At 68.2% G+C, this 19,869-nt stretch carries 14 protein-coding genes; 7 read left to right on the forward strand and 7 right to left on the reverse strand.

Annotation, left to right across the window (positions count from 1 at the left end):
• Nucleotides 1-98: 98 nt before the first annotated feature.
• On the forward strand, nucleotides 99-2,219 hold the full coding sequence (locus tag IEX50_RS08090) for an acyltransferase family protein (RefSeq protein ID WP_157174807.1): 2,121 nt from the start codon (nucleotides 99-101) through the stop codon (nucleotides 2,217-2,219).
• Nucleotides 2,220-3,541: 1,322 nt separating this feature from the next.
• Nucleotides 3,542-5,392 (forward strand): right-handed parallel beta-helix repeat-containing protein, encoded by a 1,851-nt coding sequence (locus IEX50_RS08095; protein WP_188699446.1) that lies wholly within the window; start codon nucleotides 3,542-3,544, stop codon nucleotides 5,390-5,392.
• Here the strand turns inward: IEX50_RS08095 and IEX50_RS08100 are convergent.
• The gene (locus IEX50_RS08100; protein WP_157174805.1) at nucleotides 5,389-5,715 is read right to left on the reverse strand and encodes a hypothetical protein; all 327 of its coding nucleotides are present in this window, start codon (nucleotides 5,713-5,715) and stop codon (nucleotides 5,389-5,391) included. The genes IEX50_RS08095 and IEX50_RS08100 overlap by 4 nt on opposite strands.
• 821 nt (nucleotides 5,716-6,536) lie before the next feature.
• On the opposite strand from IEX50_RS08100, the gene IEX50_RS08105 reads away from it, so the two are divergent.
• On the forward strand, nucleotides 6,537-7,622 hold the full coding sequence (locus tag IEX50_RS08105) for a glycosyltransferase family 4 protein (RefSeq protein ID WP_157174804.1): 1,086 nt from the start codon (nucleotides 6,537-6,539) through the stop codon (nucleotides 7,620-7,622).
• On the opposite strand, the gene IEX50_RS08110 is transcribed toward IEX50_RS08105, so the two are convergent.
• A complete protein-coding gene (locus IEX50_RS08110; protein ID WP_157174803.1) occupies nucleotides 7,600-8,601 on the reverse strand; it encodes a glycosyltransferase family 2 protein in 1,002 nt (333 codons plus the stop codon). The two genes, IEX50_RS08105 and IEX50_RS08110, sit on opposite strands and share 23 nt — an antisense overlap.
• Nucleotides 8,598-9,887, reverse strand: a complete 1,290-nt coding sequence (locus tag IEX50_RS08115; RefSeq protein ID WP_157174802.1) for a polysaccharide biosynthesis protein — start codon at nucleotides 9,885-9,887, stop codon at nucleotides 8,598-8,600. Before IEX50_RS08115 ends, IEX50_RS08110 begins: the two co-directional genes overlap by 4 nt.
• 274 nt (nucleotides 9,888-10,161) lie before the next feature.
• Between IEX50_RS08115 and IEX50_RS08120 the strand changes: the two genes are divergently transcribed.
• The 4 genes from IEX50_RS08120 to IEX50_RS08135 all read left to right on the forward strand — a co-directional run bounded on the left by IEX50_RS08120 (nucleotide 10,162) and on the right by IEX50_RS08135 (nucleotide 15,425).
• A complete protein-coding gene (locus IEX50_RS08120) occupies nucleotides 10,162-10,722 on the forward strand; it encodes a polysaccharide biosynthesis/export family protein (protein WP_188699447.1) in 561 nt (186 codons plus the stop codon).
• A gap of 94 nt (nucleotides 10,723-10,816) precedes the next feature.
• A complete protein-coding gene (locus IEX50_RS08125) occupies nucleotides 10,817-12,253 on the forward strand; it encodes an outer membrane beta-barrel protein (protein ID WP_157174800.1) in 1,437 nt (478 codons plus the stop codon).
• A 54-nt stretch (nucleotides 12,254-12,307) separates the two neighbouring features.
• Complete coding sequence (locus IEX50_RS08130; protein ID WP_157174799.1) at nucleotides 12,308-14,446, forward strand: GumC family protein; 2,139 nt, start codon at nucleotides 12,308-12,310, stop codon at nucleotides 14,444-14,446.
• Between the two features lie 202 nt (nucleotides 14,447-14,648).
• Nucleotides 14,649-15,425: a WecB/TagA/CpsF family glycosyltransferase gene (locus tag IEX50_RS08135; protein ID WP_198350598.1), complete on the forward strand. Its 777-nt coding sequence runs from the start codon at nucleotides 14,649-14,651 to the stop codon at nucleotides 15,423-15,425.
• 16 nt (nucleotides 15,426-15,441) lie between these two features.
• Here the strand turns inward: IEX50_RS08135 and IEX50_RS08140 are convergent, their stop codons facing one another.
• The 4 genes from IEX50_RS08140 to gmd form a co-directional block, all read right to left on the reverse strand.
• Nucleotides 15,442-16,344: a glucosamine inositolphosphorylceramide transferase family protein gene (locus IEX50_RS08140; RefSeq protein WP_157174798.1), complete on the reverse strand. Its 903-nt coding sequence runs from the start codon at nucleotides 16,342-16,344 to the stop codon at nucleotides 15,442-15,444.
• Between the two features lie 44 nt (nucleotides 16,345-16,388).
• A complete protein-coding gene (locus IEX50_RS08145; RefSeq protein ID WP_157174797.1) occupies nucleotides 16,389-17,693 on the reverse strand; it encodes a UDP-glucose dehydrogenase family protein in 1,305 nt (434 codons plus the stop codon).
• 105 nt (nucleotides 17,694-17,798) lie between these two features.
• Nucleotides 17,799-18,758 carry a GDP-L-fucose synthase gene (gene fcl, locus IEX50_RS08150; RefSeq protein WP_269769271.1) on the reverse strand — a complete coding sequence of 320 codons (960 nt, stop codon included), beginning with the start codon at nucleotides 18,756-18,758 and terminating at the stop codon, nucleotides 17,799-17,801.
• Between the two features lie 2 nt (nucleotides 18,759-18,760).
• The gene (gene gmd / locus IEX50_RS08155) at nucleotides 18,761-19,828 is read right to left on the reverse strand and encodes a GDP-mannose 4,6-dehydratase (RefSeq protein ID WP_373285294.1); all 1,068 of its coding nucleotides are present in this window, start codon (nucleotides 19,826-19,828) and stop codon (nucleotides 18,761-18,763) included.
• Nucleotides 19,829-19,869: the final 41 nt, after the last annotated feature.

The following is a 19,869-nucleotide window of genomic DNA, read 5'->3' on the forward strand; positions in this document are numbered from 1 at the left end:
TCCAGCAGCGCCGTCGCTCCGGCGGTCGCACGTCCAGGGCCGGGCTCTTGATGGCGCGCGTGCCGCGTGTAGAACCCGGACACTGATCCGGAGACTGGATGCATATTAAATACCGCCCCGACATCGATGGTCTCCGCGCCGTCGCGGTCGGTGCGGTGCTGTTGTTCCACGCGGGCTTCACGGCCTTTTCCGGCGGCTTCGTTGGGGTGGATGTCTTCTTCGTCATCTCGGGCTACCTAATCGGCCGTGCGCTGTTCGCCGATGCCGACGCGGGCCGCCTCTCCATCGCACGCTTCTACGAACGGCGCTTCCGCCGCATCCTGCCCGCGCTGCTGGTGGTCATGCTCGCCACGCTGGTCGTCGGAACGTTCGTCCTGCTGCCGTCCGAACTGATCGGCCTCGGCAAGAGCATCGTCGCCTCCGCGCTGTTCGGTGCGAATTTCTATTTTCACGCGACCCAGAATTATTTCGGTGGCGTACCGTTGTCGAAACCACTGCTGCACATGTGGTCGCTGGCGGTGGAGGAGCAATATTACCTCGTCTGGCCGATCGTGGTGCTGCTGCTCTACCGGTTCGGGCTCAAACGGTGGCGCACGCCGCTTATCGTCGTCGCGATCACCCTGTCGCTCGCCGCGGCCGAGGTGATGCTGAGCTACTCACCCAAGACCACTTTCTACATGCTGCCGATGCGCGCCTGGGAACTGCTCGCCGGCGCGCTCATCGCCACCGGGGACCTCCCCGCGGTCCGGCGCCGCGCGTCGGCAGAAGCGCTGTCAGCAGTGGGACTCGCGCTCATCCTCGCGCCGATCTTTCTCTACACCGAAACGATCCGCTTTCCGGGGCTGAGCGCCGTCCCGCCCGTCCTCGGCACCGCGCTGCTCATCCACATCGGCCAGTCGGTCCCGAGCCGCACGCACCGCCTGCTCTCGCTCCCGCCTGTCCTGTTCGTCGGCCTCATCTCCTATTCGCTCTATCTCTGGCACTGGCCGATCTTCTCGCTCCACTTCCTCGCGACCCAGCGCGACGCGACCACGTCGGAAAGCATCGCGATGCTCGCGCTGTCCGTCCTACTCGCCTGGTTGTCGTGGCGCTTCATCGAACGGCCGTTCCGCCGACCCGCGGCCGATGGAGCACCGCGTCGCACGACGATAGTGCTCGTCGCATCGGGCGCCGCGCTGCTCGTCACCGCGGGCGCCGGCCTCGCCGTGAACGCGCTGCGCGGCCTGCCGCAACGCCTCCCGCCGGCTGCGCGGATCGTCGATGCGCAACATTCGGAAAAACCGACCATCCAGCTCGGCTGCCTGTTCCAGGGCGAGGTCCGCGGCGACGCGGTCACGCGCTGCTTCGACCGCGTCCGACGCGATCCGCACGACAAGATCGTCCTGTGGGGCGATTCGTTCGCACGCCAGCATATCGACGTCCTGTCCGCCCGCATCCGCGCCGCCGGGCTGGTGCCGGTCAGCTTCATCGCCACAGGCTGCCTGCCGACGCCGGGGGTAGACGCCACCTTCGGGCAGGGGCGGGTCGACACGCGCTGCGCCGATTTCTCGAACCGCGTCGCGACGGAACTCGCGCGGATGCCCGGGCTGCGCGGGCTCATCGTGGCGGGCCGCTGGTCCAACCTGGCCGGCATCCGCTTCCCCGGCGACGTGCGCGATCCCACCGCGCGCTTCCTGCTGGTCCACGGATCGGACACACGCAGCCTCGATGCGACGGTCCGAGCCCTGTCGTCATCGTTGGGCGGGATCGCGGCCGACATGGACCGCCGCGGCGTCCCGACCGTCTTCGTGACCGAACCGCCGCGCTATGCCCGCGCCGCCCGGCCCTGCGTCGCCCGCGCGCTATGGCACGACCGGTCCGCCGCCGCCTGCGGGTCCGATGCCGCCGAACAGCGCGCATTCCGCGCGCCCGTCGCGCACATCTTCAACGCCGCGCTGGCTACCTCGCCGCGCGCCACGGTCTACGATCCGCTCCCGCGGCTCTGCACACCAAGCTGCACCCCATTCGCCGCGGGCCGCCTGCTCACCTACGACTACGACCACCTCACCCGCGTCGGCAGCGCGGTCGCGTTGCGCGGCTTTGTCCTGCCCGTCAGCCCGCCTCGCGCGCGCCGGCAAAACCCCGCCGGTACAGCAGCGCGACCAGGAACAAGAACTGCAGGAACACCGGCGGATAGATCAGCGCCGCATCCAGGCACGCCACCACCAGATAGGCGATGATCCCCGCCAGCGCGGATCGCCGCAGCGCGGACAGCCGCGACAGCGACGCCAGCCCGTACCCGACCGGAAAGAACAGCACCGCCAGCGCCAGCAACAGACCGATCACGCCCAGGCTCTGCAACAGCCCTAGATACAGGATCTCGTGGACCCGCACCTCGCCCGATCCGAACAGCGTGATCTGCAACCCCAGCCACTGATAATCGCGGTGGCCCAGCGTCGGATCGATCAACCGGTCCGGTGTCCAGCCGATCGCCGGCAGCAGCAGGATCAGCACCCCGGCCAGCGCGATCCCCACCGTCCAGCCGAAGATGTTGGTGACCCGGATCAGCCGCAACGCCATCATGATGCCGAGCACGCAGACCAGCCCGAACCACGCCGTCCGGCTCAGCGTCAGGATGATCGCCAGGCACATCAGCACCGTCCACATCCGCGACTTCGTCACATGCACGAACAGCGGCATCAGCATCAGCAGGCAGACGCCGCAGACATTGCCGTTGTTATACGTCGACACCAGCTTCATCAGGCTGCCGCGCCGGTTGTTCTTGCCGAGGATCTCGCCCGAATCGGCCGCGTTGATCGTCAGGTACGGGACCTCGATGAAATGCGTGAACAGCGCATAAGACAGGAAATTCAGGATCCCCCAGCCGAGCACGAACACGACGCACCATTTCAGCACGGTCGCGATCTGCCGCTCGGTCAGCGCCTCCAGATAGCTCGAAAACACGATCAGCGTGACCAGCGGCAGGATCAGGAACAGCGCGCTATAGGTCAGGAGCACGACCGGCGCACCGGCGCCGCTCTGGATGCGGTACAGCGTGAACAGCCCGAGCGGCAGGAACAACGCCAGGAAATGGAACACCGCCACCGGGGAAATCGCCGGCCGGCGGATCAGCCCGATCAACCCGAGCGGCGCGATCAGCCCGACCAGCATATAGCCGAACGTCAGTGGCACGTCGCCCGCCGCGATCCCGCCCTTCGGCAGCGCGACGTTGAACAGCATCAGCAGCAAGAACCCCGCAAAGATCAGCGGATGCCCCGCGGCCGGCACCGCCGCCGCTCCCGGCGCACGCCAGTCGCGCGGATCCAGGGTCTGCCGATACTCGGGATAGAAGCTTGCCACCTGCTGCGGTCTCCGGCGGTTTCAGGCGGACTAATCCATCACGCCACGCCGCGCCAGCGCCTTCCCCGGCCTGGGGGGGGCAAGCAGGCGGGCGCGGCGATCGGTCACCCTGCCCCGATCCGGCGCCCGCCTGCTATCGCGCGACGACGAGCGCGATATCCTGGCACATAGTCCGGCGACCGCGACCGAAGGGAAGCGCATGATGCACGACGTCCCCCCCGACCTCAGTCCAGACATTGACCGGCGTAGCCTGCTGGCGCTGGCCACCGGGGCCGGCACGCTGGCGCTGCTCCCCGCCCCGCTCGCCGCCGCCACGGACGAGAATGCCGACTGGCCCGCCTGGGCGCCGCCCCGAACGCAACTCTACGCCCGCCTGGCGCAACTCGGGCAAGCGAAGGGCCGCGACCTGCGCAGTTTCGGCGCGGTGATGGACGGCCGCGCGGACGACAGCGACGCGGTCGAACGCGCTCTCGCCTCCGGTGCCGCCGCCATCCGCCTGCCCGCGCTGCCCGCCGGGGCCGCGCTCCGCCTCACCCGCCAGATCCGGATCGACCGTCCCGTCGCGATCTTGGGCGAAGGGCCAAGCTCGCTGATCCGCTACGAAGGCCGCGTGCCGCACGCCTTCCTCGCAATGCCGCAGGGCGACGATCCCGCCCGCTTCCTCACCGGCGTCCACATCGACAATCTCGCGATCGAACGGCCGCCGCCCTTCAAGCCGCTCGGCGTGCTGCTCCAAGGCTATAATCTGCGCGATGTATCGGTCACGCGCTGCACCACGCGGCGGATGGGCACGCTGACGGTCCAGCATCTGCGCGAAAAACTGCGTCTGATCGATTATCGCGCGGCCAAGCCGGACGTCGATCCTGCCGTCGCCGCCGGCTTCTCCGCCACCCGGACCGACGATCTGTCCGACCGCATCTTCGTCTATGACAACCGCGTCGACGCCGGCAGCTACGCGTCGAAGGTCGTGCGGTTCAATTTCGCGTCGCGTGTTGCGGTCGTCGGCAATATTGGCCGTTTCGCGAACATCAGCTGGTGGGGCGGCGCCGCGCGCTGGAACCAGGGCGGCGCCATCGGCTTCTTGCGCCGCGCACGCGACATCTACGTCGCGGACAACCGGCTGTCGGGCGCCAATGGCGGCGTCTACGGCAACAATGGCGACGGCATCCTCGTCGTCCGCAACGACGTGCGCGACATGCTCGATGTCGGGATCGATTTCGAAGGCTGCTTCAATGCGGTCGCGGAGAACAACAGCGTCACCAACGCCGGCAACTTCTGCTTCGCCACCTTCTATGCCGCGCGCAACATACTGTTCCGCGACAATATCGGCGTGCAGGACGGATCGGCCGCCGGGCTCGCCGCCGCCTGGGCCACGCGAGGCTACGGCAAGAGCACAGGCCGCGCGCTGTTCGCGCTGCGCAGCGCCGGCTTCTCGCGCGGGGACGGGGCGGTCGACGTGGCGTTCGTCCGCAACCGCTTCCGCTGGACCGGGGCGACCGGGTTTGGCACCTGCCTGCCGAGCTATTTCGATCGGCTGCGGGTCGAAGGCAACATCTTCGAAAACGTCAATTGCGACCTGTCCTACGGCCGCACGCGCTTGCTGGCGCTCCGCGACAACCTGCTCCGGTTCGACCGGGCGGGTGACGCCCCGGCCGCGCTGCTCGGCGGCGGCGCGCTGCGCACCATGATCGCGGGCAACGACATCCGCGCGACGGTAGCGCAACCGATCGGCACCGCCGCGATCCTAATCCGCGAAACCCTGCCGCTCGAAGGGCTGGAGGTCAGCGGCAACCGCGTCGCCGCCGCATCCGGCAGTCTGCCGATCGTCGTTCAGTCCCCGTCGCCCGCAACCGCGATCGTCGCCGGCAATCGCACCGACGCGCTCTACGCCGCCCGCCCTGCCGCCATCCGCGGCGATCGCAACGTCACCGCTGGCGGCGCGCCGGTCCGCGTCCAACCGCTGCCCTCCGAGTATCAGCCGGCCGATCCGCCGCCCGCGCCGCCATCGAAAGAGCCCCGGGCGGACGCGCCGTCCGACGATCCGACAGGCTAAGCCGCCCGACGCCCACTCTGCGTTGCGACGATCCAGATCACCCACGGCCACACGATCGTGTGCAGGACGTCTTTTCCCGAGTCGCGCCATAGCCAGGCCGGAACCATCGGCCAGTGGTGCGACAGATCGAACAGTTCGTTAACCAAGACCAGTAGGGTCACGATCACTGGCGGCCAGACCGACCTGAGTCGCCCAGGCACACATAAAACGGCGAAAACAAACACCATCATGCCGCCATGGACATGGATCAGCGAGCGTTCGGCAGCCCCCGATGGCACGATCACCGCCTTGATGGCTTCCCAGATATTAATCATGTTGGTCATGGATAGTCCCTGAAAGCCGTGGTGAATTCAACCTATCCCATTGATATTGAGCCCATCCGTCCAACGCGGATCGATAAGCTGTTACGGTGTCAAGCTGTCCCACACGGAATTAGACTAAAATATTGTGTCGAACGCATTTTTCAGGCAAGGTTTGACTTGGAAAACTTAGGTTCCAAGGGAATTTTGCCGTGACGTTCAGGAAGCTCATGCTCGGCGCCGCGGCAGCGTCCCTTGTTGTCTCCGCGACCGCGATTGCCGCGGTTCAGCCCGCTCCCACACGCACCCTGACGGAACGCCCGTTCGCGTCTCGCGTGTCCGAGGTCCGCAAGGACTCGCTCGCGAGCAGCGGCCTCACCCGCCGCGCCGGAACCGTCGTCCAGGACGAGAATGGCCTGTTCGGCTCGAGCTCGTGGTTGTTCGTCCTGCTCGGCGTCTCCGCATTCGCGCTCCTCGCGATCATCGTCGCATCCGCCAACGGCGACAACGATTCCGATACGCCAACGCCGACCCCAACACCGACGCCTACTCCAACGCCGACACCTACTCCAACTCCAACGCCGACACCGACCCCAACGCCGACACCTACTCCGACGCCAACGCCGACACCTACTCCGACGCCAACACCGACTCCCACGCCAACGCCAATCAGCCCGGCCTAACCCGGAGCCACTCCGGGCAGAGATTGCAGGCGATCCGGGCGGGGCGTCGCCGTTGCGACCGGCACAGGGTCCGCGCTAAGACCCCGCTGAGCGAGGCAGCGCGGGTCGCGGACCAGCCATATCGAGCGCGTCGACCCTGCGCGGCCGCGATGGAGACAAGTCTTGATCGCGCGCCCCGACGGCCCCTTCCACCTCTGCATCGTCGGCGGCACACCCACATCGCGTGGCGGGGTCGAAATCTTTACCGAACGGGCGAATGCGGCGGTCGCGCTCTGCCGTCCCGACTGGCGACTGACGACCCTCCCCGCGCAAACCGCGTTCCTCCGCCCCGCCCGGTTTCCCGGCTTCCTGCGCGCGCTCACTGCATTCGGTCGCGCCGCGCGCCGCGACCGGGTCGATCTGCTCTGGCTCCAGGCGTGCAATCTGCCCGACCTCGTATACCTGCTCCTCGCCCGACTGCTCCGCGTGCGCGTCCTCGTCACCCCGCACCTCGGCGCGAACAGCCAGTTGCAACGCACCGCCACGCTCCGCCACGCGCTCCGCCATCTGCTCGGCCGGGCGGACCGGCTGGCCCTGCTGTTCGACGGGCAGGACCGTGAAATCGCGCTGCCCCCGCACGTTCCGCGCTCGGTGATCCGCACCCTGCTGCCGCGCGATGCACTGCGCCCCGCCGCCCCCATGCCCGACCGCGGCCCGGCGATCCGCCTGATCCACGCGGCACGGCTGTCGGACGGCAAGGGCAGCTTCCGCTTCATCGCGCTCTGCGTCGAACTGAAGCGCCGCGGCCTGCCCTTCACCGCGCAGCTCGTCGGCACTGCGGACGAGCCGACCACCGCGCGCCTCCGCGCCGACATCGCCGCCGCTGATCTTGGCCCCGCCTTCACCTGGGAAGGTTGGATGGCGGAGGCCCCGTTGCTCGAACAGCTCCGCGCCACCGACGTGCTCGTCCACCTGTCTGTACTCGACAGCTACCCCCTCATCGTCCTCGAAGCCATGGCGTCCGGCGCGCTCCCGCTGGTCACCGACATGGCCGGCATGGCGGCGATGGTCGCGCACGGCGACGGCCATGTCGTCCCCGCGGAGCATGCCGTCACCGCCGCCGCGGACTGGCTCTGCACGCAGGATCCGGTCGCGCTCCGCCGCCGCGGCGTTGCGCTCGGCCACCGCGTGCGGACCGACTATGACTGGCCGGCCTGCGTCGCAACACTCGCCGACGCGGTCGCGCTCATTCGCGATCGGCGGGGCTGAACTCCACCGCCGGCAACGGTCGCATCGGCGGCACGCGCGACCGGCACAGCCCGCGGATCAGCCCCACCGCGATCACGTTCCACTGGCACAGCGAATACAGCCCCAGCGCGATCCCGCCGCGCCGCACCGACAGATAGCCGAGCGGCGCCAGCAGCAGCACCGGCAGCGCGATCGGCAACGCGACCCCCGCCGCGATCAGCGCCGCCCACCACAGCAGGATCACCAGCCCGTGGCGCAGATGCCCCAGCCGACGCAGCACCAGCGGCAGGTGCGGCCGCCCCAGCGCCCCGCGCAGCACCTCGCCCGCCCCGCTGGCATAGCCCGACACCAGCCGGCGGAGCAGCAACCGGTACCCGCTCCCGCTGTGGCCGTGATGGTCGACCGCCGGCGTGTCGAGCCGGACCAGCGTCCCGCCCTGCAACGCCAGCCGCACCGCCAGGTCCAGTTCCTCGAACGCGTGCAGGTTGCGGTCCGCGAAATAACCGACGCGGCGGATCGCCGACACCCGGTACACGCCGCCGCCGTCCAGCCGGTCGACCGGCCCGGCGCGGCGATGCGACTCGCCCTCCGCCGCCTTCGCGCGGATCTGGAACTCCGCGGTTTCCAGGTTGCGCTCGATCACGCGGCCGCCCACCCCCGCCACGTCCGGATGCGCCGCCAGATACGCCATCGCCGCCGCGACGAAACCGGGCTGCAACGTCATGTCCCCGTCGATCAGACAGAAATACGCGCCCTCGGCATATTGCCACGCCAGCTGCGCGCCCGCCCCGCATGACCGGTCGCCCGGGTCGGCCAGCTGCACCGTCCGCACGCCCTGCGCCGCGCGTGCCCGGCCGATCGCCACGGTCGCGTCGCTCGATCCGCTGTCGGCCAGCACGACGCGGCCACCGAACGGCGCCACCGCCGCGCACGCGCTGTCGATCGCCGCCGCGATATGCGCCGCCTCGTTCAGCGCCTTGATGCCCACTGTGATCGTCATGCGGCAGTCCCGCTCGCCGGCAGCAACGCACGGCGCCCCTCGCGCAGGACCAGGATCGTCACCACCGCTTCCCCCGCCAAAATCCCCAGGATCGACCATATCGGCGCCGCGACGATCAGCAACAGCGCAACCGACGCCAGTGAAACCGCCGAGGACCACAGGCTGGCCATCGCCAACGGCCGGAACCGGCCGATCGCCTGCAACAACGTCCCCTCCGGCACCGACAGGATGCGCAGCAACGCGGTCGCCAGCCACAATGTCGTCGCCACCGCCAGATGCGCCCGGTCGTAGCTGCCCGGATAGATCAGCCCCGGCGACACCACCAGGATCGCCGCATTCGCCGCCGCCACCGCCACCCATCCGGCGATCAGGATCGCGCGGAACAGCCGCGTCGCGCGCTGCGTCGCGACCCGCTGCCCCGGCTGCAACGCCTGCGTCAGCCGCGGCCGTTCATATTCGACGATCGCGTTGGTCGCGACCGCGATCGGCCGGATCAGCAGCGCGCTGGCCGCCAGCGGCGCGAACGCGCCCGGCCCCAGGAACAGCGTGATCAGATACGCGTGGACGTTCGCGGTCATCTCCGTCGTGGCGACGCCCAGCAGGGACCAGCGGCCATGCTCGCGCCACACCGTCGGATAGGCCACCAGCCGGCGCGGATCGGCCAGCTGGCGGATCCGCCGCGGGTCGCCGCGCACGAACGGCAGCAGCCCCGCCCCCGCCGCCACCGCCAGCGCGGCGTAAGCGGTATCCGCCGCGGGCGCATGCTCGAACCAGATCACCCCGATCCCGCCGAGCAGGCCCAGGCCATAGGCGATGTCGGACGCCATCGCGCGCAACGGCCGGTGAACGGCATAGGCCAGCGCGCGGCCGAAGAACCGCACGATCGCCAGCCCGCCGAACGCGCCGAACAGCAACGCCGTCCGCCACCCGTCACCCAGCATCCAGGCCAGCGCCGCGAACACCGGCATCGCCGCCACCGCACCCAGCAGACTCGCCGCCGTCAGCGACCGCAGCATCGCTTCGCGCGGATCATCAGGCCGGCCTTCGGACGGCAGCGGCCCGCCCGCCAGCAACAACGGCAACGGCGCGCAGAACAGCGCGGACCACAACGCCCAGCTCATTTGCGCCACGATCAGCAGGAACGAATAACGCCCGAACGTTGCGGGCTCCAGCGTGCGCAGCAGCACGATCGATAGCAGAAATTGCGTCCCCGCCACGCCCACCGGCCCGACCAGCGCCATGCCGTACCGCATCAGATCGCGCAGGACCGGCGTCCCGGGCAGCACGGCGGCTCGGACGTCCGGCCCGGCATCGGATGGTGACGGTGGTAGGATCGCCGCTCTCCGCTTACCTGCTGCCCGCGACCGATCTGTGGCCACCCTGCGTGCCATAAGACAGCGCGTCGCGCACGTCGATAAAGCGGTCCGTGCGCCCGCCGCGCGCCAGCGCCCACCCGCCCCGATCGCGATTGCCACGGCCATGCCGCTATGCCATGCGCTTGACCGAACGATGCCGCGCGCCAGCGCGATCGAGGGGGTAAGCCAGATGCGCTTCGGAGCGATGATCTTGATGTGCGGTCTCGCACTTCTGTCGGCCTGCGCCTCCGGGGACAAGGAACTCGTCTCGTCGGGGTCGCGCTATGCCGCCCCCGATGTTGCGCTGGAGGATTACCGGCTCGGCATCGACGACCGGGTCCGCATGACGGTGTTTAACCAGCCGGAGGTTTCGGGCGAGTTCGCGGTCGGCGCCGACGGCGCGCTGGCCTTGCCGCTCATCGGCCGCGTGCCGGCGTCGGGCAAGACCGTTTCCGAAATTGCCGCAGAGGCGCAGCGCCTGTTCGGCGACGGCTATCTCCGCGATCCGCGCGTCGGCATGGAGGTCATCACCTTTCGCCCCTTCTTCATCCTGGGCGAGGTGACGCAGCCCGGGCCCTACCCCTACACCGTCGGCCTCACCGCGCTGAACGCCATCGCCGTGGCGCACGGCTTCACCCCGCGGTCCGATCGCGGCGTGATCGGCATTCGCCGCAGCGGGGAGGCGGAGGAAAAGATCTACAAGGTCACCCCGGAACTGCGCATCTATCCGGGCGATACGGTGCGCGTGCAGGAACGGTTCTTCTGATGATCCGCGCCGTGCGCATGGGACCGGCCACCGCCCCGGCCGTGCACGGCCGTGCCACGCTGCCCGACGGTTCGGTGTGACCGGCGGGTCCGGCGTGGACCGCCGTATCCGGGTTCGGCGCGGCTGCGATCTCGCCCGGGCGGATCGGTGCCAGGGCTGGAACGATCCCTGGCTGCCCGCCCCCGCTCCCGCCGCGCCCGGTCGGGCGAACGATCGCCCGGCCACGCGCCGCGGCATCCTGCTTAGTCGCGGCATCATCGTCGCGGTCCCGGCGCTCTGGTCGGCGACCGCCACCGCACAGCTTGGTGAGGGTCTACTGGTCCAGCCCGCCATCCCGGGCGGGTTCGACCGCGGCCGCAACATCTCGGTCACCGAAAGACAACGTACCGATTTCGACCCACTGGGTATCCGGGTCCGATCCTTCCTGGTCCAGCCCACGCTGGAACTCGGGGTCGGCGGCACGAGCAACACCTACAACGAAGCGAACAATCCGCGCGCCTCGGCACTCGGCTACATCGCGCCGGCCATCGCCGCCACATCGCTCTGGTCGCGGCACCGGCTGCAGTTCAGCGCACGGGGCCGCTTCGTGCGCTACGCCGATCAGAGCCCGCGCAACGAGAATACGTGGAACGCGAACCTGGCCGGCCGGGTCGAATTCGGCTCGTTCGTCACGATCGACAGCCAGCTGCTGGCCGCGCGCAGCGTCGAGGATTTCTTCTCGGGCGACGTTGCGGCCAACATCGCGGCCCTCTCGCGCTACAACACATATTATGGCGTCGTGCGCGGCACTTACACCGCCGGCCGGACCCGCGCGATCGTCTCGGTCGATCATACCGACACGCGCTACGGCCAGATCCGGTTCCAGGACGGCTCGGCGCTCGACCTGACCGGCCGGGACCGCGGCGTGACGCGCCTGACGGGGCAGCTCGATTTCGCCCGCACGCCCAGCGTGTCATTGTTCGTCCAGACCGGCGGCGCGCGCAACGCCTTCATCCGCCCGCTGACGCCCGGAACGGCGGATCGCGATTCGGTCGAGTATCGCCTGATCGGCGGCATGAACTTCGATCTCGCCGGCCGCGCGCGCGGATCGATCGGCGCGGGCTATTCCCGCCGCGACTTCGATTCGCCAACCTACAAGTCGGTCAGCGGCGTTTCGGTCGAGGCCAAGGTCGAACTGTTTCCGACCGACCTGTCGACCTATTCGCTCACCGTCCGGCGATCGATCGAGGATTCCGTGTTCAGCAACGGCAATCCTTATTTCGACAGTCGCGTTACTTTGCAGCTCGACCGTGAACTGCGCCGGAACCTGATCGGAAATCTCTCTGCCAGCTACGCCAAGCAGAACTATCAGGCGGCAGAAATCCGCGACACGAACGGTTATCAATTTGCGGCTGGCGCACGCTATCTGTCAACCAGGCGGTTCCGACTGGACATGACGGTGCGCTATTCCAATCGCTCGACACAGGGCGGGACCATGGGTAACAGGGTGGGCGAGCTTCGGGGGCAGTTCGGGATCGTGCTCCAGCGTTAACCGCCGAAGCAAGCGACGAGTGTCGAGAAGCCATAAGCAGGACTGACCAACGCGATGGAAATCCGACATGATGCCGACGAGCGCGAGGCCAAGCTCGCCGATATTTTCGCGATCGTCCGTGAAACGGTCCGTCGCCGCTGGCTGACTCTGCTGATCGTGACCGCGGTCGTGTTCGTGCCGGCCGCGATCTACATAATGCGCCTGACGCCGATCTTCCAGGCGACCGCCCGGATGCGGATCGATCCGTCGCGCAACCCGCTCGCCAACACCGCCACCGGTGCCAGTGCGGAGCCATCCTCGTCGACGATTGATACCGAAGCCTCGGCGATGAACTCGGTCGAACTGGCGCGCACCGTGGCCCGCAAGCTGAAACTGGCCGACAACCCCGAATTCAACGGCGCGCTGAAGACCGGCAATGCCGCGGCGATGTCGACCGCCGCCGGCCGCGAATCCGCGATCGCCGGCAGTCTGCTCGCCGGACTCTCCGTTGCGCGCGAAAAGCTGACCTACGTGCTCGACGTCCAGTACCGCTCGCCGAACCCGGTCGCTGCGGCGCGGATCGCCAACGCCTTCGCTGAATCCTACATCGAATCGCGCGTCGCCGATAAGGCCGGCACCGCCAGCCGGCAGGGCGAATGGTTCGACAAGCGGCTTGCCGATCTGGGCGAACAGGTCATGGCCGCCGACGCCCGCGTGGCGCAGTTCCGCGCGCAGGCCGGCATCGTCGGCAGCGACCCGTTGGGTGAGGGCGGCACGATTGTCGATCAGCAGATCGCACCGCTGACGGGCACGCTCGCCAACGCCGAATCGGATGCCGCCGCCGCCCGCTCGAACCTCGGCGCCGCGCGGGCCCAGGTATCGCGCGGCGGTCTCGACGCCGTGTCCGAAGTGCTGAACTCGCCGGTCATCGCCGACCTCCGCCGCCAGCGCGCGGAGGTCCTGCGCGACACCGCAGTGGTCGAGGCGAAATTCGGTCCGAAGCACCCCGAAAGCATCCGCGTCCGCGATCAGCTCACCTCGCTCGACAGCCAGATCCAGGCTGAATCGCGCCGCGTCGTGAACTCGCTCCAGGCGACCGCCGCCGCGGCGGAAGCGCGTGCGAGCAGCCTGCGCGGGTCGCTCAACAACCTCCAGACGCAGCGCGAACGGGACTCGCGCGCCGCCGCCCTCGCCTCCAGCTACGAGCGCGAGGCGGCGGCCAAGCGCGCGCTGTACGAACGCATGTCGCAGTTGTCGCTCGGCAGCACGCAGGCCGCCCAGGTCTCGCTCTCGCAGGCCGCGATCATCGACCGGGCGGACGTCCCCACCCATCCCACCTCGCCCAACCGTCCGCTGCTGCTGGCGCTCGCCGCCATCGTGGCGCTGGTCGCCGGCGCGGGCACGATCGGCGTGCAGGAAGCAATGGCGGGCGGGCTGCGCACGTCGGAGGAGGTCCAGGCGCAGCTTGGCGTCCCGGTCCTCGCCGCAATCCCGAACGAGAAGGCACGCAACCCTGCGGACATCCTGATCGATCGGCCGACGTCCTTCTTCGCGGAATCGCTGCGCATCGCGCGCGCCAGTATCCTCGGCGTCCGCGATCAGGCGCCGCCACAGGTCATCGCCATCACCTCGGCGCTGCCGAGCGAGGGCAAGACCACCACTGCGCTCGCCTTCGCCCGCACGCTCGCGGCGGCGGACGCGAAGACGCTGCTGATTGAGTGCGATGTCCGCCGCGCCGCAATGCGCCACCTGGTCCGCACACCCGCCACCAGCACGGGTCTGGTCGAGGTCCTGCAGGGCAAGGCGACGCTGACAGAGGGAATCGTCCCGTCCGACGTCCCCAACCTCGACCAACTGCTCGTGTCGGTCCCGTTCTACAGTGCCGAGGATCTGTTCGGTGGGGAGGAGATGCGCCAGATCCTCGATGCCGTCCGCGCGCAATATACCCATATCGTGCTCGATCTTCCGCCGATCCTCGGGCTGGCCGACGGCCGGTTCATCTCGGTCCTGGCCGATGCGGTCGTGCTGATCGTGCGGTGGGGCGTCACGCCCGCCGCCGCGGCAAAGGCGGCCCATTCGCTGCTCCGCAACGACGGCGGCAATACCGTCGGGGTGATCTACACGATGGTCGATTCATCGGCGGAGGTCATGGGCGGGCTCTATTATTCGAAATATTACGCGAAGAATTATTCGAAATACTACAACGCCGAATGACCGCGCAGCGGGACAGCCGGCCGATCCGGGCCGCGTCCGTCCCATCGCATCCGATGAGCGCCATGACACGGGGTAGCATGATGGTATCGCAGGGAACGGCCGCTCGCCGGGCGGGTCACCGCCGGTCGGCCGCATCGCCCCCCGTCGCCGCCACCGCCACCGGTCATTGCGATCGGATGCGACCGGGCCTGTCCGGTCGGTGATGCGGCAGGACACGGAAACTGTCGGCACGATCGTCGTCGGGGGGGTCACCGCATCCCGCACGTCGCGCCGTGAACTCGCCGAACGCATGGTCGCCGACACCGCCCGCGCGCACCGCGGCGAACTTGCGGTGCCACGCATCGTCACCTCGCTCAACGGTCACATCCTCGCCAAATATCATGCCGACCCGGCATTCCGCGCGATCTTCGACGAGGCGGATCTCGTCGATGTCGACGGCATGCCGCTCGTCTTCGCGACTCGCCTGCTCTGCCGCCAACCGCTACGCGAACGGGTCGCCACCACCGATTTCATCCATGACGCCTGCGCCGCCGCCGCGCCCGCGGGCGTCCGGTTCTTCTTCCTGGGCGCCAAGCCCGGCGTCGCCGAACGCGCAGCGGACACGTTCCGCGCGCTCTACCCCGGCCTGATCATCGCCGGCACCCGCGACGGTTACTTTGCCGACGCGGAGGCGCCGGCTATCGTCCGACAGATCGTCGACGCCGGCACCGACATCCTCTGGCTCGGGCTCGGCGTGCCCAAGCAGGAACAGTTCGCGATCGAATATCGCGAGCAACTCGCCGGGCTTGCTTGGATCCGGACCTCCGGCGGCCTCTTCGATCATTATGGCGGCAACATCCCGCGCGCGCCGATGTGGCTGCAATCGGCCGGCCTCGAATGGCTTTACCGCGCGATGCGCGAACCGGCCCGGCTTGGCCTGCGCTACATGTACACCAACCCGGCGGCGCTCTACCACCTGCTCACCAAGACCCGCGACTGATCTCCGCAGACGGGGCTCAACGCCGCGCGCGCAACCGATCCAGCTCGCGCAACGGTCGCATCGTCAGCCCGCCCAGCGACACCGACGTCCGCTTCACATCGACCAGCGTCGCCGGCCCCGCTGCGGACAGCGTATGAAATCCTTCCGTACACGGCGCCGCACTCTCCGGCGCCACGATCCGCGCCCCCGGTGCGATAACGCACCGTTCCCGATCCAGCGTCGGAAACGCCAGCATCCGGATCGCCCCACCATAAGTCCGCGCACAGTCCTGCACCGGCAGCTGCACGACGCCGTCCACCACGATCGCGCTGCCGCCCGGCCGCGACCCGGCGATGTCCTGCCGCACCGGATTGGCCGGATGCGGCGTCCACGGCCCGGTGATCCGCTCGGCATAGGCGACATGCAGGCTCGCCAGATGATCCTCCGGCCGGTCCGCCGATGCATAGAACAGCCACCACAGCCCATCATGGAACAACGGCGTCGCATCGATCGCGACATGGTCGAGCTGGATCACGCACTCGCGCACCCAGCGATCCGGGAACGCCTCCGCGCGGTACAATGTCAGCCCGCCGGACTGGTGCGCCTCGGGCAGCATCCACGTCGCGCCGTCCGCGTCGAACACGATCGGGTAGGACAGGTGCCACGGCTCGGCCAGCACCGGCCGCTGGTCGATCAGCCGGTACTGCGCGTCATAGACCAGCACCGCGATCGTCCCGACCGCCGTCCGGTAATCGAACGCCTCGACGAACACATACAACCGACCGTCGCGCCAATATCCGAACGGATCGGCCAGATACGCCAGCCCCGCCGGCATCGGCAGCCAGTGGAGCGGATACCCCTCGACGCTACCGCGCCCGATAATCTCCGCCATCGGCGCCGGCACGATCACGCAGCGCCACAGATCCTTCGCCAGCTGCACCACGCGTCCCCTCCGTCAGGCCAGACCGCGCCGCAGCCGGAGCCTCAGCCGCGCCCGATACCCTGGTAGCGCAGGCCCGCCGCCTCCACGTCGCGACGATGATACACGTTGCGCAGGTCGACGAGCAGCGGCGTGTTCATCGCCGCCGCGATCCGTTCCAGGTCTAGCGCGCGGAACGCGTTCCACTCGGTCACGATCACCAGCGCGTCGGCACCTTCCGCCACCGCATAGGCGTCCTCGGCGAACTCGACGTCCTTCAGCATCTTCGACGCCTGCTCATGCCCTTCCGGGTCGTACGCCCGCACGATCGCGCCGGCATCCTGCAACGCCTGGATCAGCGACAGCGACGGCGCATCGCGCATGTCGTCCGTATCGGGCTTGAACGTCAGGCCCAGCACGCCGACCCGCCGACCGCGCGGGTCGCCGCCCATCGCGCGCAACACCTTGCGGCCCATCGCGCGCTTGCGGCTATCGTTCACCTGCACCACCGCCTCGACGATCCGGACCGGCACGTCATGGTCCTCCGCCGTCTTCAGCAGCGCCAGCGTATCCTTGGGGAAACACGACCCGCCATAACCGGGGCCGGCGTGCAGGAACTTGGAGCCGATCCGGTTGTCCATCCCGATCCCGCGCGACACGTCCTTCACGTCCGCGCCCACGACCTCGCACAGGTCGGCGATTTCGTTAATGAACGTGATCTTTGTCGCCAGGAACGCGTTGGCGGCATATTTGATCAGCTCCGCCGTCCGCCGCCCGGTGAACATCAGCGCGGACCGGTTGAGGTAGAGCGGGCGGTAGATCGCCTCCATCACCGCGATCGCGTCCGGGTCCTCGGTGCCCACCACCACGCGGTCGGGCCGCTTGAAGTCGGCGATCGCCGCCCCTTCACGCAGAAATTCCGGGTTCGACACGACCCATGCTTTCGCGTTCGGAGCGACCTCCGCGATGATGCGCTCCACCTCGTCGCCCGTCCCCACCGGCACGGTCGACTTGGTCACGATCACCGTCGGCTTGGTCAGCGCGGCCGCGATCTCGCGCGTCGCGGCATGGACATAGCCGAGGTCGGCGTGCCCGTCCCCGCGGCGCGACGGCGTGCCCACCGCGATGAACACCGCATCGGCATCCGCCACGCCGGCGGTCAGGTCGGTCGTGAACGACAGTCGCTTCGCTGCCACGTTCGTCGCCACCAGTTCCTTCAGGCCCGGTTCGAAGATCGGCATGATCCCGTCGTCCAGCGCCGCGATCTTGGCGGCGTCCTTGTCGACGCAGACGACCTCGTGCCCGAAATCGGCGAAGCACGCCCCCGATACCAGCCCGACATACCCGGTTCCGATCATCGTGATACGCATAGGAGCTCCATGTGTTCGGTCCGGCAGAGTGCTGCAAACCGGTTAGTCAGGGATCTGCACCAGCCGCAACCCCCTAAGGCCAGGGGGCGCGGCGGGATGGCAGTATCAGACGGCGCGCTGCCCATCCGGATCGGCGACGAACCCGGCATAGACGCCGGCAATCCCGTCACGCAGGGCGATCCGCGGGGACCAGCCCATCGCGTGCAGCTTGCCGCTGTCCATCAGCTTGCGCATCGTCCCGTCGGGCTTGCTTGGATCGGTTTCGATCTTTCCGTCGAACCCGACGATGTCGCACACCAGCTCGGTCAGTTCGCGGATCGTCACGTCGTCGCCGTAGCCGACGTTGATGTGCCCATCCCCCGAATAATGCGTCATCAGGAACACGCACGCATCGGCCAGGTCGTCAACGTGCAGGAATTCGCGGCGCGGCGTGCCCGTGCCCCAGATCCCCATCGCGTCCGCCCCCGCCGCCTTGGCGTCATGCGCCTTGCGGATCAGCGCGGGCAGGACATGGCTGTTCTTCAGGTCGAAATTGTCACCCGGCCCGTACAGGTTGGTCGGCATCGCGCTGATGTAATCGCGCCCATGCTGGCGACGGTAGGCGTGCGCCAGCTTGATCCCCGCGATCTTGGCGATCGCATACCATTCGTTCGTCGGCTCCAGCGGGCCGGTCAGCAGTGATTCCTCGACGATCGGCTGGGCCGCTTCCTTGGGGTAGATGCAGCTCGACCCCAGGAACAGCAGCTTGCTCACATCGGTGCGGTGCGCCGCCTCGATGATGTTCGCCTCGATCATCAGGTTTTCGTAAAGGAAATCGGCCGGATAGGTGTCGTTCGCCAGGATCCCGCCGACCTTTGCCGCCGCCAGGAACACCGCGTCGGGCCGTTCCGCATCGAACCAGCCGCGCACCGCGGCCTGATCGCGCAGGTCGACCGTCTTACGGTCGGTGGTCAGGACCTCGCAGCCCTCCTGCCCCAGCCGCCGCACGATGGCGGACCCGACCATGCCGCGATGGCCCGCCACATAGACGCGCTTGCCCGCCAGCGCATAGATCGGGTCCGCCACGGTCAGGCCCCCTTGCCGATCGGCGCGTTCTGCATGACCTTCAGATCGGCCTGCACCATTTCGCGCGCCAGTTCGCGCGAACTGGTCGTGTGCTTCCAGCCGAGCTTGGTGTGCGCCTTGGTCGGGTCGCCGATCAGCAGCTCGACTTCGGTCGGGCGGAAATAACGCGGGTCGATCTCGATCAGGCAGCGACCGGTTTCGACGCAGTAGCCCTTCTCGTCGACGCCCGAGCCCTTCCATTCCAGCTTGATGCCGACATCCTCGAACGCCCATTCGACGAACGACCGCACCATCACCGTCTCGCCGGTCGCCAGCACGTAATCGTCGGGCTCGTCTTGCTGCAGCATCATCCACATGCCGCGCACATATTCCTTCGCATGACCCCAGTCGCGCTTGGCGTCCAGGTTGCCCAGGTACAGCTTCTCCTGCCGGTTCAGGCTGATCGCCGCGGCGGCGCGGGTGATCTTGCGCGTCACGAACGTCTCGCCGCGCAGCGGGCTTTCATGGTTGAACAGGATGCCGTTCGACGCATGCATGCCGTACGCCTCGCGGTAATTCACCACGATCCAGTAGGCGTAGAGCTTCGCCGCGCCATATGGCGACCGCGGGTAGAACGGCGTCGTCTCGCTCTGCGGCACTTCCTGCACCAGACCGTACAGTTCGGACGTCGATGCCTGGTAGAAGCGCGTCGTCTTCTCTCGCCCCAGGATGCGGATCGCCTCCAGCAGGCGCAGCACGCCGATGCCGTCCGCGTTGGCGGTATATTCCGGCGTCTCGAAACTCACCTGCACATGGCTCTGCGCGGCCAGGTTGTAGATTTCGTCCGGCTGCGTTTCCTGCACCAGGCGGATCAGGTTCGTCGAATCGGTCATGTCGCCGTAATGCAGCGAGAATTTGGGATCGGTGGTGTGCGGATCCTCGTAGATATCCTCGATCCGGCCGGTGTTGAACGACGAGGAGCGGCGCTTCAGGCCGTGGACGCGGTAGCCCTTCTCTAGGAGGAGCTGCGCCAGATAGGCGCCATCTTGCCCGGTGATGCCGGTAATCAACGCAGTCTTGCCCATGGTCATCGCTCCAACCCTACAAGTTTCGGAAGCGCCGTCGCGGTTTT

Origin of the sequence: Sphingomonas prati (assembly GCF_014643515.1) — a bacterium.
Classification (GTDB): domain Bacteria; phylum Pseudomonadota; class Alphaproteobacteria; order Sphingomonadales; family Sphingomonadaceae; genus Sphingomonas_R; species Sphingomonas_R prati.